This window comes from Paenibacillus sp. QJM3NY_38, from assembly GCF_056173265.1.
The window spans coordinates 3,641,609-3,661,954 of the sequence record NZ_CM149665.1 but is presented as its reverse complement, the minus strand read 5'-3'; the positions used below and the strand labels follow the sequence as shown (position 1 = coordinate 3,661,954).

The 20,346-nt window shown below is 48.1% G+C and carries 18 protein-coding genes and 1 pseudogene; 7 read left to right on the top strand and 12 right to left on the bottom strand.

All coding sequences use genetic code 11. The features are described 5' to 3' along the window. Positions 1-18 precede the first annotated feature (18 nt). The 3 genes from AC0VZ8_RS16845 to AC0VZ8_RS16835 form a co-directional block, all read right to left on the bottom strand. The gene (locus AC0VZ8_RS16845) at positions 19-561 is read right to left on the bottom strand and encodes a MarR family winged helix-turn-helix transcriptional regulator (RefSeq protein WP_475483743.1); all 543 of its coding nucleotides are present in this window, start codon (positions 559-561) and stop codon (positions 19-21) included. Positions 562-849: 288 nt separating this feature from the next. Beyond that, positions 850-2,223: a hypothetical protein gene (locus AC0VZ8_RS16840; protein ID WP_475487703.1), complete on the bottom strand. Its 1,374-nt coding sequence runs from the start codon at positions 2,221-2,223 to the stop codon at positions 850-852. 715 nt (positions 2,224-2,938) lie between these two features. Further along, positions 2,939-3,421 carry a GNAT family N-acetyltransferase gene (locus tag AC0VZ8_RS16835; RefSeq protein WP_475483742.1) on the bottom strand — a complete coding sequence of 161 codons (483 nt, stop codon included), beginning with the start codon at positions 3,419-3,421 and terminating at the stop codon, positions 2,939-2,941. Positions 3,422-3,624: 203 nt separating this feature from the next. On the opposite strand from AC0VZ8_RS16835, the gene AC0VZ8_RS16830 reads away from it, so the two are divergent. Beyond that, positions 3,625-4,746 carry a DUF4261 domain-containing protein gene (locus tag AC0VZ8_RS16830; RefSeq protein ID WP_475483741.1) on the top strand — a complete coding sequence of 374 codons (1,122 nt, stop codon included), beginning with the start codon at positions 3,625-3,627 and terminating at the stop codon, positions 4,744-4,746. Between the two features lie 177 nt (positions 4,747-4,923). Here the strand turns inward: AC0VZ8_RS16830 and AC0VZ8_RS16825 are convergent, their stop codons facing one another. From AC0VZ8_RS16825 to AC0VZ8_RS16790, 8 genes are all read right to left on the bottom strand, one after another. Beyond that, positions 4,924-5,364, bottom strand: a complete 441-nt coding sequence (locus AC0VZ8_RS16825; RefSeq protein WP_475483740.1) for a helix-turn-helix domain-containing protein — start codon at positions 5,362-5,364, stop codon at positions 4,924-4,926. Positions 5,365-5,522: 158 nt separating this feature from the next. After that, positions 5,523-6,877 (bottom strand): IS3 family transposase gene (locus AC0VZ8_RS16820; RefSeq protein WP_475483739.1). Its coding sequence is split into 2 segments (ribosomal slippage): positions 5,523-6,424 and positions 6,424-6,877, totalling 1,356 coding nucleotides; the frame shifts between segments, so codons are not numbered across the junction. Between the two features lie 92 nt (positions 6,878-6,969). Continuing rightward, entirely contained in the window at positions 6,970-7,197 is a 228-nt protein-coding gene (gene yedF / locus AC0VZ8_RS16815) for a sulfurtransferase-like selenium metabolism protein YedF (protein WP_015735163.1), read from the bottom strand. Continuing rightward, positions 7,187-8,395, bottom strand: coding sequence for a selenium metabolism membrane protein YedE/FdhT (yedE, locus tag AC0VZ8_RS16810; RefSeq protein ID WP_475483738.1), 1,209 nt, complete (start codon positions 8,393-8,395; stop codon positions 7,187-7,189). The genes yedF and yedE overlap by 11 nt, the downstream gene beginning before the upstream one ends. Positions 8,396-8,586: 191 nt before the next feature. Beyond that, entirely contained in the window at positions 8,587-9,087 is a 501-nt protein-coding gene (locus AC0VZ8_RS16805) for a DinB family protein (RefSeq protein ID WP_475483737.1), read from the bottom strand. A gap of 85 nt (positions 9,088-9,172) precedes the next feature. After that, positions 9,173-10,345 (bottom strand): MFS transporter, encoded by a 1,173-nt coding sequence (locus tag AC0VZ8_RS16800; protein ID WP_475483736.1) that lies wholly within the window; start codon positions 10,343-10,345, stop codon positions 9,173-9,175. After that, positions 10,342-11,169 carry a MerR family transcriptional regulator gene (locus tag AC0VZ8_RS16795; protein WP_475483735.1) on the bottom strand — a complete coding sequence of 276 codons (828 nt, stop codon included), beginning with the start codon at positions 11,167-11,169 and terminating at the stop codon, positions 10,342-10,344. Before AC0VZ8_RS16795 ends, AC0VZ8_RS16800 begins: the two co-directional genes overlap by 4 nt. A 168-nt stretch (positions 11,170-11,337) precedes the next feature. Further along, on the bottom strand, positions 11,338-12,924 hold the full coding sequence (locus AC0VZ8_RS16790; protein WP_475483734.1) for a bifunctional metallophosphatase/5'-nucleotidase: 1,587 nt from the start codon (positions 12,922-12,924) through the stop codon (positions 11,338-11,340). Between the two features lie 160 nt (positions 12,925-13,084). Between AC0VZ8_RS16790 and AC0VZ8_RS16785 the strand changes: the two genes are divergently transcribed. From AC0VZ8_RS16785 to AC0VZ8_RS16760, 6 genes and pseudogenes are all read left to right on the top strand, one after another. After that, positions 13,085-14,089 (top strand): phosphate/phosphite/phosphonate ABC transporter substrate-binding protein, encoded by a 1,005-nt coding sequence (locus AC0VZ8_RS16785; RefSeq protein WP_475483733.1) that lies wholly within the window; start codon positions 13,085-13,087, stop codon positions 14,087-14,089. Between the two features lie 20 nt (positions 14,090-14,109). Further along, positions 14,110-14,883: a phosphonate ABC transporter ATP-binding protein gene (gene phnC / locus AC0VZ8_RS16780; RefSeq protein ID WP_475483732.1), complete on the top strand. Its 774-nt coding sequence runs from the start codon at positions 14,110-14,112 to the stop codon at positions 14,881-14,883. Beyond that, positions 14,880-15,704 carry a phosphonate ABC transporter, permease protein PhnE gene (gene phnE, locus AC0VZ8_RS16775; protein ID WP_475483731.1) on the top strand — a complete coding sequence of 275 codons (825 nt, stop codon included), beginning with the start codon at positions 14,880-14,882 and terminating at the stop codon, positions 15,702-15,704. Before phnC ends, phnE (AC0VZ8_RS16775) begins: the two co-directional genes overlap by 4 nt. Then, positions 15,701-16,504, top strand: a complete 804-nt coding sequence (phnE, locus tag AC0VZ8_RS16770) for a phosphonate ABC transporter, permease protein PhnE (RefSeq protein ID WP_475483730.1) — start codon at positions 15,701-15,703, stop codon at positions 16,502-16,504. The genes phnE (AC0VZ8_RS16775) and phnE (AC0VZ8_RS16770) overlap by 4 nt, the downstream gene beginning before the upstream one ends. Positions 16,505-16,581: 77 nt before the next feature. Continuing rightward, complete coding sequence (locus tag AC0VZ8_RS16765; RefSeq protein ID WP_475487702.1) at positions 16,582-16,764, top strand: DUF2524 domain-containing protein; 183 nt, start codon at positions 16,582-16,584, stop codon at positions 16,762-16,764. A 15-nt stretch (positions 16,765-16,779) separates the two neighbouring features. Next, positions 16,780-17,016, top strand: a pseudogene (locus AC0VZ8_RS16760) (hypothetical protein); the annotation flags it as partial. Positions 17,017-17,119: 103 nt separating this feature from the next. On the opposite strand, the gene AC0VZ8_RS16755 reads toward AC0VZ8_RS16760, so the two are convergent. Further along, positions 17,120-20,302 carry a discoidin domain-containing protein gene (locus tag AC0VZ8_RS16755; RefSeq protein WP_475483729.1) on the bottom strand — a complete coding sequence of 1,061 codons (3,183 nt, stop codon included), beginning with the start codon at positions 20,300-20,302 and terminating at the stop codon, positions 17,120-17,122. Positions 20,303-20,346: the final 44 nt, after the last annotated feature.

Below are 20,346 nucleotides of genomic sequence, written 5' to 3'. Positions count from 1 at the left end.
CTTCCTTTCAAATTTGATTTAGTAAGAAATAAAGGCATTTGAACGTTTCACGGAGCCACGATTACCTTGTGCATTTCTTTCGTTTGGCTCGGTAAATATTGCACAATGTTGAAGCACGGAATCCGAGAAACCTTCAAGATGTTCATTGAGCTGTTTAAAATAATGAATGAGTTCCCTGAGCTCCTCGTGCGAGAATGCGCCGAAGATGAGGTCAATCATATACCCGCCAACATTTTCATTACGCTGCAGCATCTCTCTTCCTGCTTCTGTAATATCTAAGGCAATCGCTCTCCGGTCCGTCTTGCTACGCCTTCTGATCGCGAACCCGGAAGTCTCCAGCTTGTCGCATATCGCCGTTACAGCTCCGGATGTGAAGTCGAGTTGTTCCGCCAGCTCGCCAAGCCTCTGCTCTCCATTCCGGAATATCGTGTTGAGAATCAACAAGCCTGGCAAGGATATGCCTTCTACCGAAATCTTGTCACGTTCTTTGACAAACCTGCGTACCACTTTGCGAAAATGCCAATCGGCCTCCTCCAATAAGTCCCAATTCTTATCTTCCATGTCGCTCCTTTCTCGGGTCATGAACCTCCGTTTGCCGGTCCGAATCCCCCATCGTTAGCTCTTGAAAATACAGAAAGACCCCCATCTACCCCTTTCGTCGTACGAACGACAAAGGAGTAAACAGGAGCCTTTGGTGGACCAATCGGCTGACATTATCCTTCAATGCTAAGATAATGAATGATCATTTAATGATGACTGAAGGGTGATTCCTGTGGCTAGATTAAACCAATTAATTCCACCTGTCAAGTAGGAATTAATCAAAGTTCATTCAGGAAGAAATGATTAGCATTATAAAAATGACAACCGCGCACCCATTTGACGGATATGGTTGACGTCCGCAAACAAGATAAAATAATTGTAGAACGTTTCCCCGATCAGGACAGGGCGGGGGTATCTTATGATTAGAGCGGACTGCTTATTCATCTCTGCTGGCTGGTCGACTGACGGGAAGATGAAACATGCGTCTTGATGTTGCACCTTCACATGGATAATAGTTGGTGATGAGCCGTAAGGCATTAATGGATGGAAAGCTTCGGCGTGGCATACTCCGGTAATAGGGTCACTTGAGGAAATCGCGGATACCTGAAAAAAACCGTCGGCCCCTTCGTATCTTTCTTCGCTTACCTGACGCCAGTTTGCAGGATATGGAAAAGATACCCGGTAAACGAGGCTGGTGAAAATGTTTTCCGGAAGCCTTCTTGCACGAGGAGACCACTGCACGGCGGTAATACGCCCGCCGCTGACAACGTTCACCGGCATCTGATCCCTGATATCCACGATCCAGAGCTGACTAGCGCTTTCAATACCTCCGCATCCCGATAAATACGCTATTTTTGCACCATCTGGCGACCACCCGACAGGGGTGGCAAAACAGTCGGAAACCGCAATCGTCCTTTGATTCTGTCCGGTGCGGCTGTCAATCTGGATAAGAGAATAATAATATGGCTCTTCATAAGCGGTTGCGCTGTAGGCGATGTTCTGGGAATCCGGTGACCATGACGGAAAATAGTTTTTGGCGAGCGGTCCGCCTTCCAGCGTATAGACGGTTCCGGTTGCCAAATCGACAGTTGAAATTATGGAGATGCTTACACCAGGGAATGTATACAGTGCGAAGGCACCGTCCGGGGATATCCGAACGTTATGGAGCGGCCCATCCGTATTCCGTGTGATTTGTCTCCGATTTTCACCATCGCTCCGCATGCGGAAGAGCTGTGTAATGCCACTGGCATCCGGAGCCGCAAATAGAAGCTCTGTACCGGAAGGGAACCATTGGACATCGCTAACTCCAGGCTCTGAGATGGTATAACTCCGATGTGTGAACGTATCATAAACGACGATTCGGCCGTTTTTAACATACACCAGCGACCGGTTGTCAGGAGACCAGTCCAACAGCGTGTAGGGTTCGATTTGGTCGATCCTGGCTACGGTAAGCGTGGTGGTATCCAGCAAGTGGACCACATTTCCAATTCCGATAAATGCAATCCGCCTGCTGTCGGGTGACCAATAGGGAACGGAGAATTCCGCGCCAAGTCCCCGGGTAAGTCGAACATGAAGTCTATCCTGCGGTCGGTACAGCCAAATGTCGAACGATCCGGCACGATTCGATGTATAGGCGATCCACCCTTGATCTAGATCATGAGAAACAGCTTGCAAGGCCAACATCCTCTCTTGAATCATCTGATACTTCAGATATATTCAGTGGAGGACGGTTAGGCGACCGTCCCGATCGGATTTATATCGAGCTTCTTCATCCATATTTGAATGGCTCATCATGGTGTTAGTGTCGTATTTTCGAACGAGCTGTTATTTCGATATCAAGATGCCGCAATAAAAAGCCCCCAGAGCTAGAACTGAGCCAAGTATGGTATAGTTCCACGCATAATGGCCACAGTACATCGGCAGTTCTTCACAAAGTACACCAAATCCGGACCGAGGAAAGTTACGTCCATACCACGGGTATCCTGTACCTAGCAGCGTTCCTAAATAGACGAAGCCCCCCTTCTCAATGAGTAGACATTGCCCTACTACATGCAACGTGAGTATCCATGGCCTTTGTCGAATAAATTTGTACAGTATGGCCCCCATAAACAAATAAGGCAACACGGAGAAAAAAATCCCATAATAAATCCAGGAGTACTCCCTCAACCGGTCCGCCGGTTCTGCAAAGAACAAACCATAGCTTGTTGCCGTGACTATAAACGTGATCAGATAGAAACCAATGAACAAAAAAGCAGACAGGAAAACGACGTTTAACCATGGATAACGATTCTCCATAAAATCAAAATCACCCCAAATTACGATTGGTGTATTCCGTACTAAGGTTCCCAATCCGGTGACATTCAAGAAGTTCTATCATAGAGATTATCCGATCAATCCTTTAGACATTAAATTCAATTGCAGGGTTACCTGAAAACGTTGTTTCGGAATATTCGCCGATTGTGTATTCTGAGATGATTTTTGTCCAAAATGCCTGGGCTGACCGGTTTTTTTTCAACCAGGCAATACTCCACTTGCCCTTAAACATGTCGAATACTTTAAAGGCTGCTTTCTTACCCATTGCCTGCTTTCGGTATTTTTTTAAGATGAAAAATTCAGCCATGGAGTAGTTTCGAGTGGAATCCCTTGCTGTTATTATTTCTCTCACCAATATAAATCCGGCCAGCTTCCCTGATTGTATAACAAAGTAAGGATACCGCCCCTCTTCCGTCCAGTAATGGTCTAAATACTTATAATCGTACAGGCCATATTCATTAACGTCATTCTCACTCTCAGCTTCATATTTACTCATATCGTATTGATAGAGCTCCATGAGGTTACGTAATACTGTTTTCTGTTCATATGAAACCTTTAAAAGTTCCACCTGCCCACCTCCTTGATCTCTGTATGGATGTAAAAATATATTCAACATGGTGTGTATAGATCCTGCCCATATTTGAGAATTCGGCAGTCGAGGATCATTCTCTCATTGGTCATTATTTGCCTTTTTCTAGTATTGCTCACCTCCGTGATGATTGGTAGAATATAACAGTTATATTATCGTACATATATAAGGAGAGGAACACAATGACAGTTCAACAACAAGCAGCAATGGATTCCATGATCGAATGGCTGGCAAATGAACGAGAGCTCGGTCATAAGCCCAGCAAAATCGAATTAGCGGGGGAATTTGATCTTCACGACATGCATTATTATATTTTCAAATATAAGAAGACCCTGTTTGGCAAATGGCTGGTCGGTGTCTGTGGCGGTTATGAAAATCCGTCAGACACCGAGCATTGCGGACATGTATTCAGTGAGATGCAGCCCTATCATCCTGCCACGGCGGAACAGGAAGCTGTAGCCATGGTTAACATGATTCGTGAGTATTGGATGAAGCAGGCGGCACTCTATGAGGCAGGGGAAGCTCCAGAGGATAACCCGATGGACTCCAATGATTCATCCGGTATATTTAACGGCTTCGTTCTGTTGAATTCATCGGAATGCGACCTGGAGCGGATCAAAGCAAATCTTCAGCACGATTGGGATATTTCCTCTTCCCCGGAGAATGGCAGCTCCGAAGAGGAAAAGGAAGGTATTCTGGTCTTTGAAGCAGACGGCTGCATGGTCGCGGTCAGCTTCGTTGATGCTCCGGTACCGGATGGCGAGGCTGAGCATTACGCTCAAGGAAACTACCTGTGGCCAGAGGCTGTAGAGGTAACCAAAACCCATGTCAGTCAGCTTATTCTGGCCGTGTTTTCGCGTGCTGCCTCCCCGCTTGATAGCGGCAGGATGTACACCAAGCTGGCGGCGAGCTGTTTGAAACTGCCTAATGCCGTCGGCCTCTATTCATCCGGCACGGTATTTCAGCCCGAGCTCTTTGTGGAAATGGCTGAAACCATGAAATCCGACGATCTGTTTCCGCTGTTAAATCTCGTATACTTCGGGCTCGTTCGCACGGAATCCGGAGTCAATGGTTATACCTATGGACTCAGAGCCTTTGGTAAAGACGAGATCGAGGTGCTGGACAGCCAGGTACCACCTGCCGAGCTTCGCGAATTCCTGATGGATATTTCTTTATATATTGTTGAACAGAACGTCACACTAAGGGACGGGGAAACCATCGGCTTTTCGGCGGAACAAAAGCTGCCGATTATGCGTTCCGAAGGGGTTTATCTTGATGGTGACACACTTAAAATCAAGTTCTGATTCAACGTAATCTTCCACATGAAAAAGGCTCTTCAAGTCAATCAAAATAACTTGGAGAGCCTTTTAAACTCTACAGCTTGTAATGGCGATTTTCCCTTGAGTTTTTTTATAACCGGCCGAAGCTGACGCCTTGACATGACACCCAGACCCGTGCCACGTGCATCGTTTGAATGGCAATCACTCATCTTCCTCCTCGTATGTCTGCGCATGTAATATATCCTCTGCAAACTGCAGCAAGCCTTCGCTCTTCATAATGGCAATTCCCTTCTGCGCCTCGTCTCCCAGAACCACCAGGCTATCCCCGGGGCGTATATCGAATATGTCCCTGGCTTTTTTGGGAATTACGATCTGTCCTCGTTCCCCGACCCGGACCATTCCAAAAATATGTTTTCCCTTCGGACGCAGGCCGATTTCTGAATGCTTATCGGAATGATGGACCAGATCATCCAGTACCACACCATAAAGATCCGCCAAAGCTGTGCAATGCTGAATATCCGGTACGGTCTCTCCATTTTCCCATTTCGCAACGGCTTGTCTTGAAACGCCGATCTTTTCGGCAACTTCTTCTTGGGTGAATCGGTGCATCTTTCGCAATTTCTTCAAATTCATATTAATCATATGGATCACATCCTTTGTTCTCATTATAAAGTCATTTTCCGAGTTAACCAGTAATTAAGGATAACATTTCATGTTGCTTTCAGTTGCCGCAGAACAGCCTCACATAAAAAAAGCCCCCTGTCTGTAGTGACCCCCAAAAGTTAGACACGGTTATTTCATTAGGCAGCTTTCTCAAAATGAGTTCGGTACTGTACCGGACTCATTTTTAATTTTGCCTTTAACCGTTTGGTATTGTAGTATCCAATATATTTTTTTAGTTCTTCCTTAAAATGTTCCACACTTTCAAACTCTTTGTAGTACAGAAACTCCGACTTGAGAATGCCGAAGAAATTCTCTATGACGGCATTGTCGTAACAATTCCCTTTTCGTGACATGCTTTGGAGAATGCCTCTCGACTTAAGCGCATGGCGATACGGCTTCATTTGGTAATGCCATCCTTGATCTGAATGAAGGAGAAGTTGGTGTTCTTCCGGCAGACGCTTCAGTCCTGCATCCAGCATCTCGGATACTAGAGAATAGGTTGGTCGTGAACCCATGGTATAGGTGATAATTTCCCCGTTGAATAAGTCCAAAATGGGCGATAGATACAGCTTTTCTCCAAATAACTTAAACTCCGTAATGTCCGTCACCCATTTCTCATTTGGCGCCCCAGCCGTGAACTGGCGGTCCAGATGATTCGGTGCAATCTTGCCGACGGTCCCTTTATATGACTTATACTTTTTCATGCGAACCAGGCATTGAAGGCCCATCTTCTTCATGAGCCTCTGAACCTTTTTGTGGTTAACTTTCCACCCTCGGACTGCCAGTTCATCACGAATACGGCGATATCCGTAACGTCCATCATGTTCCACGTAAATGGACTGGATTTCAGCCCCCAACTCGGCATTCGGATCGGGTTGGTTCATACGCTTTATAAGGTTGTAATAGGTGCTGCGCGGGATACCAGCCAGCTGTACGAGTGCCTTCACCGGATATTTATGCCTTAGTTGCCAGACGGCTTGTGCTTTGTCTTGTTTGGTGATTTTTCCTTGTTTCGAACTAAGGCATTCAACTTTTTTAGATACTCATTTTCCATTTCAAGCTGTTTGATACGTTCTTCGAGTGCTTCGACAGACCCTTGAACTACGGATCGTCTGGTAGACGAATTGGAATTTTTCTTCATGGATGGACGCCCTTTCTTTGTTGGCTCAAGGGCTTCTAAACCGCCTGTCTCCATCTTTTTCTGCCAGGAATACAACATGGAGAAGTCCGGAAGCTTAAACAAAGCAGCGGTATCCATGAGAGAAGCGTCTGATTGAGCCATATGATTGAGTACGTCCAGTTTAAAGCTTGCCGGATAATTTGTATAGCCGTTAGTAAAAGCAGTCTCCCCATGCATCTCATAGAGCTTCAACCAATATTGGAATTGAGACTTGGTTACGCCCATTTGATTTGCGTATTCTGTCTGAGATAGAAGATCAGAGTCATACCCTTGAATTAATGCCAATTTGCTATCCTTAGTAAATTTAGTCATAAAAAAACTGCACCTCCAACTGTTAGATGTGTCTAACAATTGGGGTGCAGTTCAGTCAGAGGGAGGCTTTATTCGCAATTATGATCATCGTATTACGCCTGGATAAACAGGCTGAATTCCTGGCCGTTTTTGACCGGCTCCTGTGCCATGGTATAGCCGTGTTTAACGACTTCCTCCGGCACGTTCCGAAAAGCGGACGGACAGTCCGAAATGACCTGAAGCGTCTGCCCTTTTTTCATATCACGGAGTGTTTCGAGTGTGTAGATGACCGGGTAAGGACAAGATTCCCCCCGGAGATCCAGTGTGAAATCAACGGACATGGGTTGCATCCCCTTTCTTGAATCCTACGCCGAAGCGGTAGTTTTTTTGCCAGTATGCGGCGACAGCGAATCCGCCCCCGAGTACAAGCAGCGTAATTATCAATGCACCCGCCGGACCCATGACGGTGATCAGGTTAATAGGTGAGCCGATCTTCACGAGAAGGTTAAATACCCCCATATGATCCCATGCATATGCCAAAGTGGTTGCACCTATTATATTGCCGATAAACACGGGTAAAAAGACAACTTGTCCCTCCATCAGCCTGTACATCATGCCGGTTTCGCAACCGCCGGCCATGACAATACCCAGCCCGAAGAGCAATCCGCCGATAAAGGTGCTCGGGGCGGCAATTTTTGTAATCGGGTCCAGACCGTATACAAGAATAACGATAAGTGTAGCGACAGAGCTGACTGCCATACCGACGGCAATCGCTTTTGTCATCGTAGCCCGGCCGCTGATCCACAGATCGCGGAAAGCGGAAGTAAAGCAGATCTGGCCCCGTTCGATCAGAATACCGAATGCCGCTCCGAAAAGGGCGGCTGTTCCAAGCATCGTGCGACCAGTTGCGTAGAAATATACGATCAGCGCGATGTAGGCAAGACCTAGCACACCCCCGAATAGGGGTTGCCTGTTCTTACCCGGTTTAACGGAAGGCGCGGTACCGCCCATTTTCAGGACGGGCTTCCCTTTCCACCATCTTGTGTTAACCAACCGAGCACCTAAGAATGTGCCCGCGCCGGTAGCAACGATAAAGATCCAGGAATGAAGGGAGAATTGTGGGACGCCGGTAAAAAAGGCTGCGAGATTGCAGCCCAGAGCCAGCCGGGCTCCGAAGCCCGCGATGATTCCTCCTGCAAATCCCTGAACGTACCGCCGTTTCTGTCTCGGCATTCGGATCTTGAAATTGCTGCTCAGCAGAATCGTAATGAGGGCTCCGATAAACATGCCCCATACGATCCAGCCGTCGGTCCGCGTCCAAGTCGTTCCGTTCATATGTACGAGGTCGAAATACGCCCAATCCGACACATCCACCCCGATGAATTCCAGAATATGTCCCCCGAGACGGGTAAACTCACCGGTTACCGCCCACACCGTATGGGTGATTCCGAAGTAAACCGCGCTGAGAATACCGGCCAAAGCCATAACCAGATATGGGCTCCAATAACCTCCGAACCATGTTGAATATAACTTTTTCACTTGCCTCAATAACTCCTCTTCCTTAAAGTCACGACACTCATCTATGGCAAAACCCGCAATTTCCATTTTACTATAAAAACTGCAATGCGGGGATGATATTTGTTCATGTAATTACATCTTAAAAACAAAAAAGCCGCGATTGTTCGCGACTTTATTGCGTGTATGTTCTTGTTATTCGAGTTCATTCATGTTCAAAGCGGCGGGTTGGCTACTCCCATTTGTATCCAACCTTCCTTTGAAGGACCATATACCGCAGGGATATTCAATCCAGCCTGACGCATAAGAACGGTAACCTGCCCTCTATGATGAGCAATGTGTTTAATCAATCCCATAAAGATGGTAGCATTTGATTCCTGACGTCCAAAAGCATTTTGAATTTGTTTTAAACTCTCATCCGTCCATTGTCCTTCCAGAGCCGTCGCTACTTCTGAACTTATTGTTCTAAAGGTCTCGGCGATTTGTTTCGCGGAGGGTACATCATCAGAATCTTGCACCTGATCGAGAACAAGCCCGAATTCAGTCAAATATTCAGGGGTGTTCGTTACGAAATGCCAAGCAATTCTCCCCAGTGTCCTGCCTTCAGGATATACTTGCTGTTGTAAAAATTCATCCGTCAAACTGTCTAACACCTTTTGTGTTAATTCAGCTTCCCTCTTCCATTCTGTAATAAAATCAGAAACGGTTGTATACATGATTGATTCATCCCTTTCTAAGAAACTAAGTTCAATATTTGATGGATAGGATGTAAGATGATCATCCTTAAGTTCATCATATCTGCTAATAGTGACAAGGGTTGTCATAGTTATTTTTATCATTAGCTAACAACCGAACTGCAAGCAAGAGCGCCACCAAAACCATGACAAACCCGGACCAACCCAGATTGTCAATGGAGGAGCTGCTGATCACCAATCCGCCGATTCCTGAGCCGAGGGCGAAGCCAAATTGGATAAACGAAGTATTGACGCTTAAGGCTATATCCGGCGATTGCGGGACCAGGGTAACTAAATACAACTGCTGTGCTGGAGATGTCGCCCATGTGGCGGCTATCCATAACATGATTAATGGAACAACAGCGTAGATCGAGCCGTTGAACCAAGACAACAGCAGCAACGTTCCCGCTTGGATGGACAGTCCGGCGTAAATCGTGAATCTGGATCCCTTCGTATCCGCTAAGCCCCCTCCGAATTTGGAGCCAGCAAAGCTGCATATCCCCGAGATCAATAGAATACCGGAAAGCGCCGTTGCGGATAACTCACTATTCTGCTGAAGATAGGGGGATATAAACGTAAATAGCGATGAGTATCCTCCGATATAAAACAGCGTAATGACTACAGCCAGCACCATTTTTTTATCCTTTAATATCGACAGCTGCATTCTAAGTGTAATGGCTTTTTGCACCGTAATGGACGGAACCTTGGAAACGACCGCCAAGAACGGAATCACCATCAGCAAGCCAGCAATGACGAATAAGGTTCTCCACCCCATGGTTTCGCTCAAGAACGTGCCGATCGGCACGCCGAGCACCAGAGAGCTGCTAAGTCCCATCAATATGGTGCCGATCGCACGGCCCCGATTCCGTTCTTCAACCATACGCGTGGCTACGGCCATTGCAATGACCGTGGCTGTTCCACCGCTGAGTCCCTGGATCATTCGAGTCATCAGCATCATTTCAAGTGAGTCACTAACATAGACGAGACAGCTGCTGAAAATAAATATGCCGAGCATGACAAGCAGCATTTTTTTTCGGTCCACCCGGATGGTTGCGGCGACCACTACGGGTGCGCCTATTGCTGCAGAAAGTGCGAATGTCGTTACGAATGATCCAGCGGTGGACGTCGCAATGCCTAGATCCTCCGCTACGATGGGAAGAATACCGCTTATGATGTACTCGATCGTTCCAATGAGAAACACGGCCAGGGCAAGCAAATAAACGATCCATTTATTACTCATGCGCGTTCCTCTTCGTATTCAATTGGTAATTGAATTTCGATGAGACAAACCCCCGGCTCACCTGATAAAGGCACATAAGTTTCTCTTCCGGGCTGGTCGCTTCGAACGAGATAACCATGCTGCTCAATCCATTCGGCAAGATCCAGGCAGGCCGATTCGGAGTACACCGAATCCGAGCGGAATAACAGTGTGGCCATGGTCTCAGAAGGCAGGGATCGATACTGGAGATGCTCCGGCAGCTTGAAGGTGTCTGATTTCACGGCATAACCGGCTTCGAACTCAAACACATGCTCCTTGCTGCCGGATACGTTCCACAACAACGTCTGCGGACCGTATAATAGAGACTTGGCTCGGCCATCATGCAGCCCATCGAACATTTCGAAAAGGCTTGGGATATCCTCAACGGTGCCTTGGGAAGCATACGTGATCATGTGCATGGCTTCAACGCGCTTCAAGACAACCTCTTGTTTATTATTTACTTTTCCTTCCCGTTCCAGGAGCTGCATTCTTTCTTTTACCCGGACAAGCCTAGAGCGCTCCATATCAAGCTGCCGCGCGATTTCACTCTCCTTGAGCCTCAGCATGCCCCGAATCTGTTCTGTTGAAATATCTTCATGAAGGAGCTGCGCGATCTGCTGTAATGTAAATCCCAATTCCTTATATATGACGATACGGTTGATCTCCAGTAGTTGTTCGGCGTAATAATACCGATATCCCGTCGATTCATCGGTCATGGCTGGCTTCAGGATTCCGAGCTGATCATAATAGCGCAGAGTTTGTAACGGAATTCGGCTCAGCCTGGAAAACTCGCTGATTTTAAACAATGCTTTCACCCTCTATCTTGATTTATTGGTTAGAGTATAAACTCTCTAGTTAGGTATAAAGTCAAGAGGGCTAAATAAATTTGTACCCAAGCCGCGATGGTAAGGACTGTTCCGTGACACAAGTTGATCGATTTAAAGCCTCTCCTTAAGTTAACAATCACCAGCAAGCTATTGTCTCTCTATGACAATTTTCCAATTGTGATTACAAGCAGCTGGGATGCTTCCACGCTCCGAGATATACCGTTCCACTAACTCCGCGGTGTCGATCAGTATCTCCCGTATCACTCTCTTCCCTTGGAACATTCTGTAATCCCCTCCTCCTCTTGCCCGGTAGCTGTTCAGGACCACATCCAGCTCCATCTCTTCGAGCAAGTCTGCGCCGTTATATTTCAACCTGCTGACCCTTGATCCCGGCGCGCATGCAATGTTTAATGTATATTCAATGCCTTCCCACATGTCGTAATTATAGTGCTGCGGTTTCGGCTTCACATATGCTGGGTTCACGGCAGGAGTCCCGCCCGGGCCGACCGTAAAATAACAGGCTGTTTGTTCCAGCGCGTCCAGGATGTCGCGTCCGGTCAGACGAAGAACGACCAACGTATTCGGATATATGAAATTCGTAAGGATATCCCGTCTTGTAATAACCTCTCCGAACCCCTTGGAATCTTCACTGAGTAATGACGCGCATGAAACGTTGACTTCCGCATATTCCATCTGAACGCGATGGATAAACTCGATAAAAGGATGCTCCGCTAGCCGACAGGCCGTTGGATCGTACATGCCCATGTCACCCTCGACTCGTCCGATCGGCTCGTCGAGCCATGCCTGGGTCCGTTCTTCCATTTGCCGGCTGGAAGCTAACACCACTGTGTCAGTCGTCGTCCCTGTGTCCGGTCGCAGCAACTCGGCCCGTTTCTCCACAACCATCCAGCGTTCCTGTTCCTTAACCAGATCCACACGGATCTTGCCGATGGCCTGTCCATTGAATCCGGGTTGGACAACTGTCACTCCGTGTACCTGCGTAGCCAGCAGTCGATGCTGATGCCCGGTGATGAGCACATCGATGCCCTTCACCTCGGCACACATGCCATAAGCCTGGTTTTCTCCGGTGATGCTTTCCGCCGGCTCCCCGGTTTCCATATCGCGCTCAAATCCGCCGTGGTACGCCACGATCATCACATCGGGCTGCTCCTCCAGTCGGATGCGCGGCACCCATTCTTTCACGGTTTCCAATGCGTCTCGGAATTCGAGACCCTGAATGTGAGACGGATTCTCCCAGCTCGGAATGTAGTGTGTCGTCACACCCAGAACCGCCACCCGGATGTCACCGATGTGCTTGATTAAATATGGCTTTCCAAAGGCGGGCTCCTTGCTATCCTGCAACCGGATTCCGGCTGACAACCAAGGAAACCGGGAATCCTGCACCGCTTTTTCAAGCGTCTCCATACCATAATTGAATTCATGGTTACCCGGAACGGCTGCATCATAGCCCAGCTCATTCAGCGCACCAATCAACGGGTGGATATCCGTTCTGCTTTTAACTGCATAGGAAGCCAGCGGAGAGCCTTGAATCAAATCTCCGTTATCGATCAGCAGCAGGTCCGGATGGATAAGCCGCTCTTCACGGATCAGGGAAGCCAGCTTGCCGAGCCCCATCACTCTTTCGTCCCGCGTCCGGTAATCCGTAGGAAATAAATGCCCGTGTAAGTCGCTGGTGGCCAGCACGGTAATTGTCATTTTATTCGTCGATTCCATACCATCTCTCCTGTTCACAACATATTCAAGCCATTCTATCAATTGAAATGCAGTTTTATATTAAAATTCCAAAACTTTACAAAGAGTTATCATTTCAATGACAGACCATTAACACTCCCTCCGTATAGTGGAGCAGGTGAGACATGTTATTAACTTATAGATGGAGGTCATTGTTTTGAAAAAATGGATGAAATTCACCATGCCCCTGTTATTGTCCGTCGCTGTCATCAGCGGATGCGGCGGTAATACCGACACCGGTGGCAAAGCCGCGGCGAACGCCGGTCAGGAGAAATCGCAAGGCACAAATACAGGCAGCAGCACGACCACAGAATCAACCGGGTTTGTCCCTGATAAACTGACTGTCCAATTCGTTCCTTCCCAGAATGCCGACACGCTTGAAGCCAAAGCCAAGCCGCTCGAAAAGCTGCTCTCCGACAAAATCGGGATCCCCGTTGCGGTCAGCGTATCGACCGACTATAACACGATTGTAGAAGCGATGGCTTCCAAAAAGGTGGACGTCGGTTTCCTGCCGCCAACCGCGTATGTTCTTGCCAAAGAGAGAGGCGCTGCTGAGGTTATTCTGCAGGCCCAACGTTATGGCGTCAAGGATGAAACCGGCGAGCCTACGGATGAGCTTGTGGATTTTTACAAGGCGATGATGATCGTGAAAAAGGATTCCGATATCCAATCCATAGCCGACCTAAAAGGCAAAAAAATCGCCTACCAAAACGTTTCTTCCTCTGCCGGTTATGTGTGGCCAGCCGCGGTGTTGATGGATAACGGGATCGACCCGCTGAAGGACGTCGAGCCGGTTACGGTAAAAGGCCATGATCAAGCCGTCCTTGCCGTGTTGAACGGCGATGTCGATGCAGCTGCCATTTTCCAGGATGCCCGCAATGTCGTCAAGAACGATTACCCGACTGTATTTGAAGATACACGCGTACTGACTTATACGGAGGAAATTCCGAACGATACGATCACCGTTCGCTCCGATATGAGCCTGGAATGGATTGAGAAGCTGCAAACCGCGTTTATTGAGATCGGCCAGGACGAAGAAGGCCACAAGATTATCTCCGAAATTTACACGCATGAAGGTTATGTCAAATCCGATGACAGTCATTTCGAGATTGTCCGTGAATATGGCAACAAGGTTAAGACCGAGTAAACGATAAGGGATTGGGTGCCATGATTGAAATTCGCAACGTTTCGAAAACATACGCCAATGGAACCAAAGGACTGAACCATATCAATCTGACGATCGGCCGCGGCGAATTCGTGGCGATCGTCGGGCTGTCCGGCGCCGGTAAGTCGACCCTGCTGCGGTCGATGAACCGGCTTCACGACATTTCCGAAGGCGAAATCGTGATCGACGGTAAATCGATCACAGCGGCCAAGGGTAAAGAGCTGCGCCGCATCCGAAGAGATATCGGCATGATTTTTCAAAACTTCAACCTTGTGAAGCGCTCCTCCGTACTCCGCAATGTGCTCGCCGGACGCGTCGGATACCACTCCACCCTGCTCACCCTGCTCGGCCGATTTCCAAAGGCCGATGTAGATCTCGCTTTTCAGGCACTCGATCGGGTAGGCATCGTCCAGAAAGCCTATGCCCGGGCCGACAAGCTGTCTGGCGGGCAGCAGCAGCGAGTCGCGATTGCTCGAGTCCTCGCGCAGGAAGCCAAGATCATACTGGCGGACGAGCCGGTTGCTTCCCTCGATCCTTTGACCACGAAGCAGGTCATGGATGATTTAAAACGGATTAACGCGGAATCCGAAATTACGACGATCGTGAATCTACATTCGATCGATCTGGCCCGGCAGTATGCTACACGAATTATCGGATTGCGCACCGGGGAGGTTGTCTTTGACGGACCTGTATCGGAAGCGACGGACGAGCGGTTTACGGAAATATACGGACGGCCATTCGGCAAGGATCAGGTATTGGAGGAAACGGCTGTATGAAGATGGAACTGGAAACGGCGCCGTTCAAGCCATCAGGTCAGTCTCCCCTTCTTCGCCCGAAACCACCTGGCAAGCTGAAGCATTACATGACAACGGCTTTCCTGCTGCTTCTCGTCTGGGGCAGTGCGCTGCAGACGGACGCTACCCTCATGGAGCTTGTGGAAGGTTTGCCGAACATGCTCGACCTGCTGCGGGAAATGTTCCCGCCGAAATGGAGCTATCTCGACAACATTTGGACGGCCATGCTGGAGACGATACGCATGGCGCTGATTGGCACGACGCTCGGCGCCGTCCTGGCCGTTCCGGTGGCGCTGCTCTGTGCAGATAACTTGGTCAAGAATCGGTGGATTACCTATCCGGTTCGCTTTCTGCTAAACTTGATCCGCGCGATTCCCGACCTTCTGCTCGCCGCCTTATTTGTTGCCATAGTAGGACTCGGTCCGTTACCGGGGATTTTTGCCTTATCGGTCTTTTCACTGGGTCTGATAGCTAAACTCACCTATGAAGCGCTGGAAGCGATAGATCCTGGTCCGCTGGAGGCGATGACCGCTGCCGGAGCCAATCTGCCGCAGCTGATCGTGTACGGTGCAGTTCCGCAGGTTCGGGCGCATTTCGCATCTTATACGCTGTACACATTCGAAATCAATGTCCGTGCCGCTGCCGTGCTCGGTCTGGTGGGAGCTGGCGGGATCGGTCATTATTATGAAGTGACACTCGGTTTTTTTGAGTACGACAAAACATGCATGATCATCATCTTCACCCTGATTGTTGTCCTCTTGATCGATTATATTAGTACGAAATTGCGGGAGAAATTGTTATGAGCCAATCATGGAACGACATCGTTCCCCAACAGAAAAAAAGTCGTCTCCGCTGGCTTATCTACGCTATGCTGGCCGTCGTTTATGTCTGGGCCTTCTCCGGTATTCCGTTCTCTGGCATTAAGGAGACGGCTGGTCAGGTGACAAAGGCGATTTTCTCAGGTTTGCTTTCACCCGATTGGGATTTTGTCTATTTACCAGGCGGAGAGGATTTGCTGCGAGGCTTGCTCGATACGCTGGCTATATCCATTCTGGGGACGATCATATCGGCGGTCATCTGTATCCCGTTCGCTTTCTGGGCCGCGGCCAACATGACCGGTTCCATACTCACCTCCGGATCAGGCAAAGTGCTGCTCAGTCTGGTCCGCGTCTTCCCTGAAATCGTAATGGCGCTGTTGTTCATCAAGGCGGTGGGCCCCGGCTCTTTTGCAGGTGTGCTGGCACTCGGTCTGCATTCGGTAGGCATGCTCGGCAAACTGTTCTCCGAAGAGGTGGAACAGATCGATGCGGGTCCAACGGAAGCTCTGATTGCTGCTGGCGCGACGCGGCTGCAAATTGTCCGGTTCGCCGTTTTGCCTCAGGTACTGCCCGGTTTTCTGTCGTATATCCTCTATCGCTTCGAAATCAATCTCCGCTCCGCCACCATCCTGGGCGTTATTGGCGCAGGCGGCATCGGGACACCGCTTATTTTCGCGCTAAGCTCACGAAATTGGGACCGCGTCGGCATTATTTTGCTAGGGATTATCGTCATGATTACCTTGATCGACTTGATTTCGGGCGCGATTCGAAAAAAGCTCGTTTAACGGAAGGCCATGAATAACTTTGGAAGTATCCTCCATACTAGTGATGAACAACTTCATACAACCAGGGAGGAACCATGATGCTCGACAATTTGGAAAGCGACTATAACTGCGCGAATGCCAGCGACGATCTCCATCAGCTCAAGCAAGAGCTTGCCGCTCTGCGGGAACAGGGTACAGAAGACCAGGAAACACAGGAACAACTCAACCGATTGGAGAATCAAATCTCCTTCATTATGAACAAATGCGATATTAACCATTAACGTTCAATCTACTCACTTCTTCGAGAGTTAGCAAAAGGTAAATCTGTAGTGGAGATCGCAGCCTCTAAAAATGTCTCGAAACAACTAGTTGTGGATGTCATTGCAAAAACTCAGGTTGATATGCAAACCCAAGGTGAAGCTAACGGGGAAATTCCGAACAACAACCTTTCAATGGAACAAATGTTAAAAGCTATCGAACCAAAAGTATTACAAGTTATTGAATACAAAACGGATACGCCATCCAAGAAGTAACTCACTGATCAAAAAAGCCGGATTCCATCATGTAGGAATCCGGCTTTTCTATCTGAATCTGTTCTAGCTGTGAGAATGCGATATAAACAATTGGAAGTTTAGGTTATAACTCTTGCAACGTTGCTGCATCACGTAACAAATATTCAGCAACCTCGGCGGAGATATGATTCCCTTTTTGTGCATGGACTTCAGAAATGAAACTGCTTAGGTTTTGTTTTTGCAATTTTTTCAGCAGACTGTTAGCAATCCCTTTGTTATCAATGGTTCCCTCGTCTGCGAAACGTTGAACCAGTTCCTCAAGAGCGGCATAACTTGTTTTCACCTGAAAGTCTACGGATTGTATAGATGAATTCCCTGCTAAATCAATTGCTTTTACCGTAAACGTATGTGTACCCTGCTCAAGTTTGTATAACGGAATTTCAGTTGAATCCGTTAATACTTTTCCATCCAAGATGACTTCGGTTTTTGCTTGGTCGACACCTGACAGAAGGTCTGCTACTTCAAATTTGGGTTGAAACACACCCGTGTTAGATTCTGATGTTACAACTTGATGTATCGTGATCTCCGGCGCTGTCCAGTCCACCGTAATATGGCTGGAGGCCTGAAAATTGCCGTCTTCCGTCGTTGCCGTGATAACAGCCCTTCCTTCCTCTACGGCAGTCACGATGCCATGATCGTCTACCGTTGCCACCTGCTCTAGATTCGTGCTCCATGTAATATTTTTATTGGTTGCATGATCCGGCATGACCGTTGCGTGGAGCTCTCTACTTCGGCCGGAAGAGGAATTAAACACAAGCTCCAGTTTATCCATTATTATTCCAGTAACGGGTACGTTATCAGCGGTATGCTCAACGATGAGTTCATTTAACGCGATGTTTCCCCATATCCGATTCCCGTCATTCACCTTTAACCGAAGTTTATAGGCGTTTACCGTTGGGAAAGAAACGCTTTGACGTTCTTTGGTGCTGTCGTTCAGCTTCCATTCCACCGATGCACCAGATAATGCCGTCACCCAACGGCTACCGTCAAAATACTCCACATCAAAATTTGTAATACCCTGGCCGATCCCAAAAAACGTGACTAACGTAACCTTGTTGACCGGTACCCTATGATTGCCGTAGTCAAGGGTAATATAACCTGGAAAGGTTACATCTCCGGTACTTCCCCATGCAGAGTTCAAATTGTTGTCGATGATGTTAGTAATTGTGCCTGCCCCCGTCGCAAAGGTCGTGGTGACCATATCTTTGGATAGTTCAGGATTGTTATACAATTCAAGCTCATTCAGTGCGATTCGCCCCGTTGGGTTAACACCGTCATGGACCTTCAATCTGATTTGAGAGAATCGAGTAAGTGGAAATTCCACGGATTTGATCTCATTTGCGCCCGTGTTCAAATCCCAAGTCAGATTGATATTGGTGCGCAGGGGAATCCATGCCGAACCATTACGGTATTCAAGATCAAAGTTCGTAATACCCAAATCTTTTCCATATCTTGTATTAAGCTTCAATTGATTGGCCATAAGCGTTTGCTCGCCAAAATCGAGCGTGATATCGTTCGGAAATGAAGGCTTGGTCTCGGTTTCCCATGCCGTGTCGTAATCATTATCAATAATGTGTTCAATCGGTCCTGAAGATGACGTTTGAAATGTCGTACTTGCAGCTGCCTGCGTAGCTAGATTGTCGACAGGTGTGCTGGCAGGCCGTTTCGGAACGATGACGATCGGATCCGGCATGTTCCCGGCTGGTGGAACACTGCCCTCGTATTCGTGGGCACCGATATCGGGAGCGCCATTATATAACAGGTTGCCGAAATAATCCCTTCCTCCGTTATCGTTTATGCGTATGCCTGCGCCTATTAGTGGTGAAGTCGCTTGCAATTGGTACCCATTCACTGTATCCATGCCGTTGCCGCCGCTTCCGGGATCAACAAATTTCGGATCGTCCGTTATCTTATGGGCATCAGCCTGCACCAATGTGTTTCCTCCGTAATATGCGTTGTAGTCAAATGTCTGACCCGTCAAGTCCCATCCCTTATCGCCGACGCTATAGTACACATTATTATAATTATGAATGTTGCGCGGGGCTCCCGAAGCCTTGGTGAAATAATCGCTCATCACCGGGTTGCCTGATGATTTTCCTACGTATATCGTATTATTGTAGTTGTAGACGTTATCAATGGATCCGCTGTATCGGAATATGCTTTTTCTATCGTTTTGGCTGATGTTGTATCTGACGATGGTATTGATTGTGTTGTAAGTGTCGTTTACGAACAGCATGAAGCCGCCAGCGTTATCATGACTGTAATTGTACTGAACTAACGAATTGATGTTTCCTGCGTCCACGTCGAAGCCATGCCCGTCTTCCGCGCCGTTCACACTGGCAAACGATTCGTTGAATTGAACGAGGTTATTGTCCGCATACGCCCACCAAATGGAAGCATTGGTTGCCAGATAGGTAGCTTGTTGGACGGTGTTGCGCTCGACCACCGCTCCATCGGTGACATTCCACGCGATTCCGCCGGTTGCGGCTCGGATGACGGTATTATTGGATATTTTCACTTGGGTGGACGGCGTCCATGGCCCGTATGGTTTAGGTACCCATGGCCATAAATCGCCCATTCCGTAGCGCAAGATACAATTGGAGCCAATGTAAATGCCATAGGCATCCACATCCGTCAGTATATTACCGTCGATGAGAATGTCGTTAAATGCGCTAGGTGTAGTCGACCCGACCGAATCGAAAATAATGCCTCCGGAGCGTGTGGTATATGATCCATCGACATCATGGATGTTCATGTTTTTTATATGGATGTGATTTAATAGACCAGCTTCCTCATTCAGGATATAAACACCTCGCCTTTGGCCCCGAGGATTCTCCCAATCCCGATCAAAAGGCAGCGGCGAGCTGTTTGTCACCTCCAGGTTGTTGATTTCCCAATACTCCTGGTTTTTCAAAAAGACGGCTTCCAGTTCGGACGTAATCCCTGCGATTAATGGTTTGCTTCCGGAACCGTACATATCGATAATGATCGGATTTCCGCTTGAACCGGAACCTTTAGGCCACAGCCTGCCATTCCAGCTTTCCCCTGCTTTGAACAAGATTTTGTCGCCTGGGGCAAAGGTAGTCGCGTTAACTTTGTCTAACGATCTCCACGCAGAGTCCTGACTTGTGCCGTTATTCCCGTCATCTCCCCCTGTACTGTCCACATAATAAGTGGTTCCGGCAGCTAAAGCGTCCGACGGTGAAGCGGTGATCCAATTGCAAACCAAGGAAAAGATAGAAACCATACAGATAAACTTTTTGATAAACGATTGCCTCAATCATCTTCATT

Bases quoted from the DNA above. Each gene is read 5' to 3' on its own strand.
- AC0VZ8_RS16845 (WP_475483743.1), bottom strand. From the start codon at position 561: ATGGAAGATAAGAATTGGGACTTATTGGAGGAGGCCGATTGGCATTTT.
- AC0VZ8_RS16840 (WP_475487703.1), bottom strand. From the start codon at position 2,223: ATGTTGGCCTTGCAAGCTGTTTCTCATGATCTAGATCAAGGGTGGATC.
- AC0VZ8_RS16830 (WP_475483741.1), top strand. From the start codon at position 3,625: ATGACAGTTCAACAACAAGCAGCAATGGATTCCATGATCGAATGGCTG.
- AC0VZ8_RS16825 (WP_475483740.1), bottom strand. From the start codon at position 5,364: ATGATTAATATGAATTTGAAGAAATTGCGAAAGATGCACCGATTCACC.
- yedF (WP_015735163.1), bottom strand. From the start codon at position 7,197: ATGTCCGTTGATTTCACACTGGATCTCCGGGGGGAATCTTGTCCTTAC.
- AC0VZ8_RS16805 (WP_475483737.1), bottom strand. From the start codon at position 9,087: ATGTATACAACCGTTTCTGATTTTATTACAGAATGGAAGAGGGAAGCT.
- AC0VZ8_RS16800 (WP_475483736.1), bottom strand. From the start codon at position 10,345: ATGAGTAATAAATGGATCGTTTATTTGCTTGCCCTGGCCGTGTTTCTC.
- AC0VZ8_RS16790 (WP_475483734.1), bottom strand. From the start codon at position 12,924: ATGGAATCGACGAATAAAATGACAATTACCGTGCTGGCCACCAGCGAC.
- AC0VZ8_RS16785 (WP_475483733.1), top strand. From the start codon at position 13,085: ATGGAGGTCATTGTTTTGAAAAAATGGATGAAATTCACCATGCCCCTG.
- phnC (WP_475483732.1), top strand. From the start codon at position 14,110: ATGATTGAAATTCGCAACGTTTCGAAAACATACGCCAATGGAACCAAA.
- phnE (WP_475483731.1), top strand. From the start codon at position 14,880: ATGAAGATGGAACTGGAAACGGCGCCGTTCAAGCCATCAGGTCAGTCT.
- phnE (WP_475483730.1), top strand. From the start codon at position 15,701: ATGAGCCAATCATGGAACGACATCGTTCCCCAACAGAAAAAAAGTCGT.
- AC0VZ8_RS16765 (WP_475487702.1), top strand. From the start codon at position 16,582: ATGCTCGACAATTTGGAAAGCGACTATAACTGCGCGAATGCCAGCGAC.
- AC0VZ8_RS16755 (WP_475483729.1), bottom strand. From the start codon at position 20,302: ATGGTTTCTATCTTTTCCTTGGTTTGCAATTGGATCACCGCTTCACCG.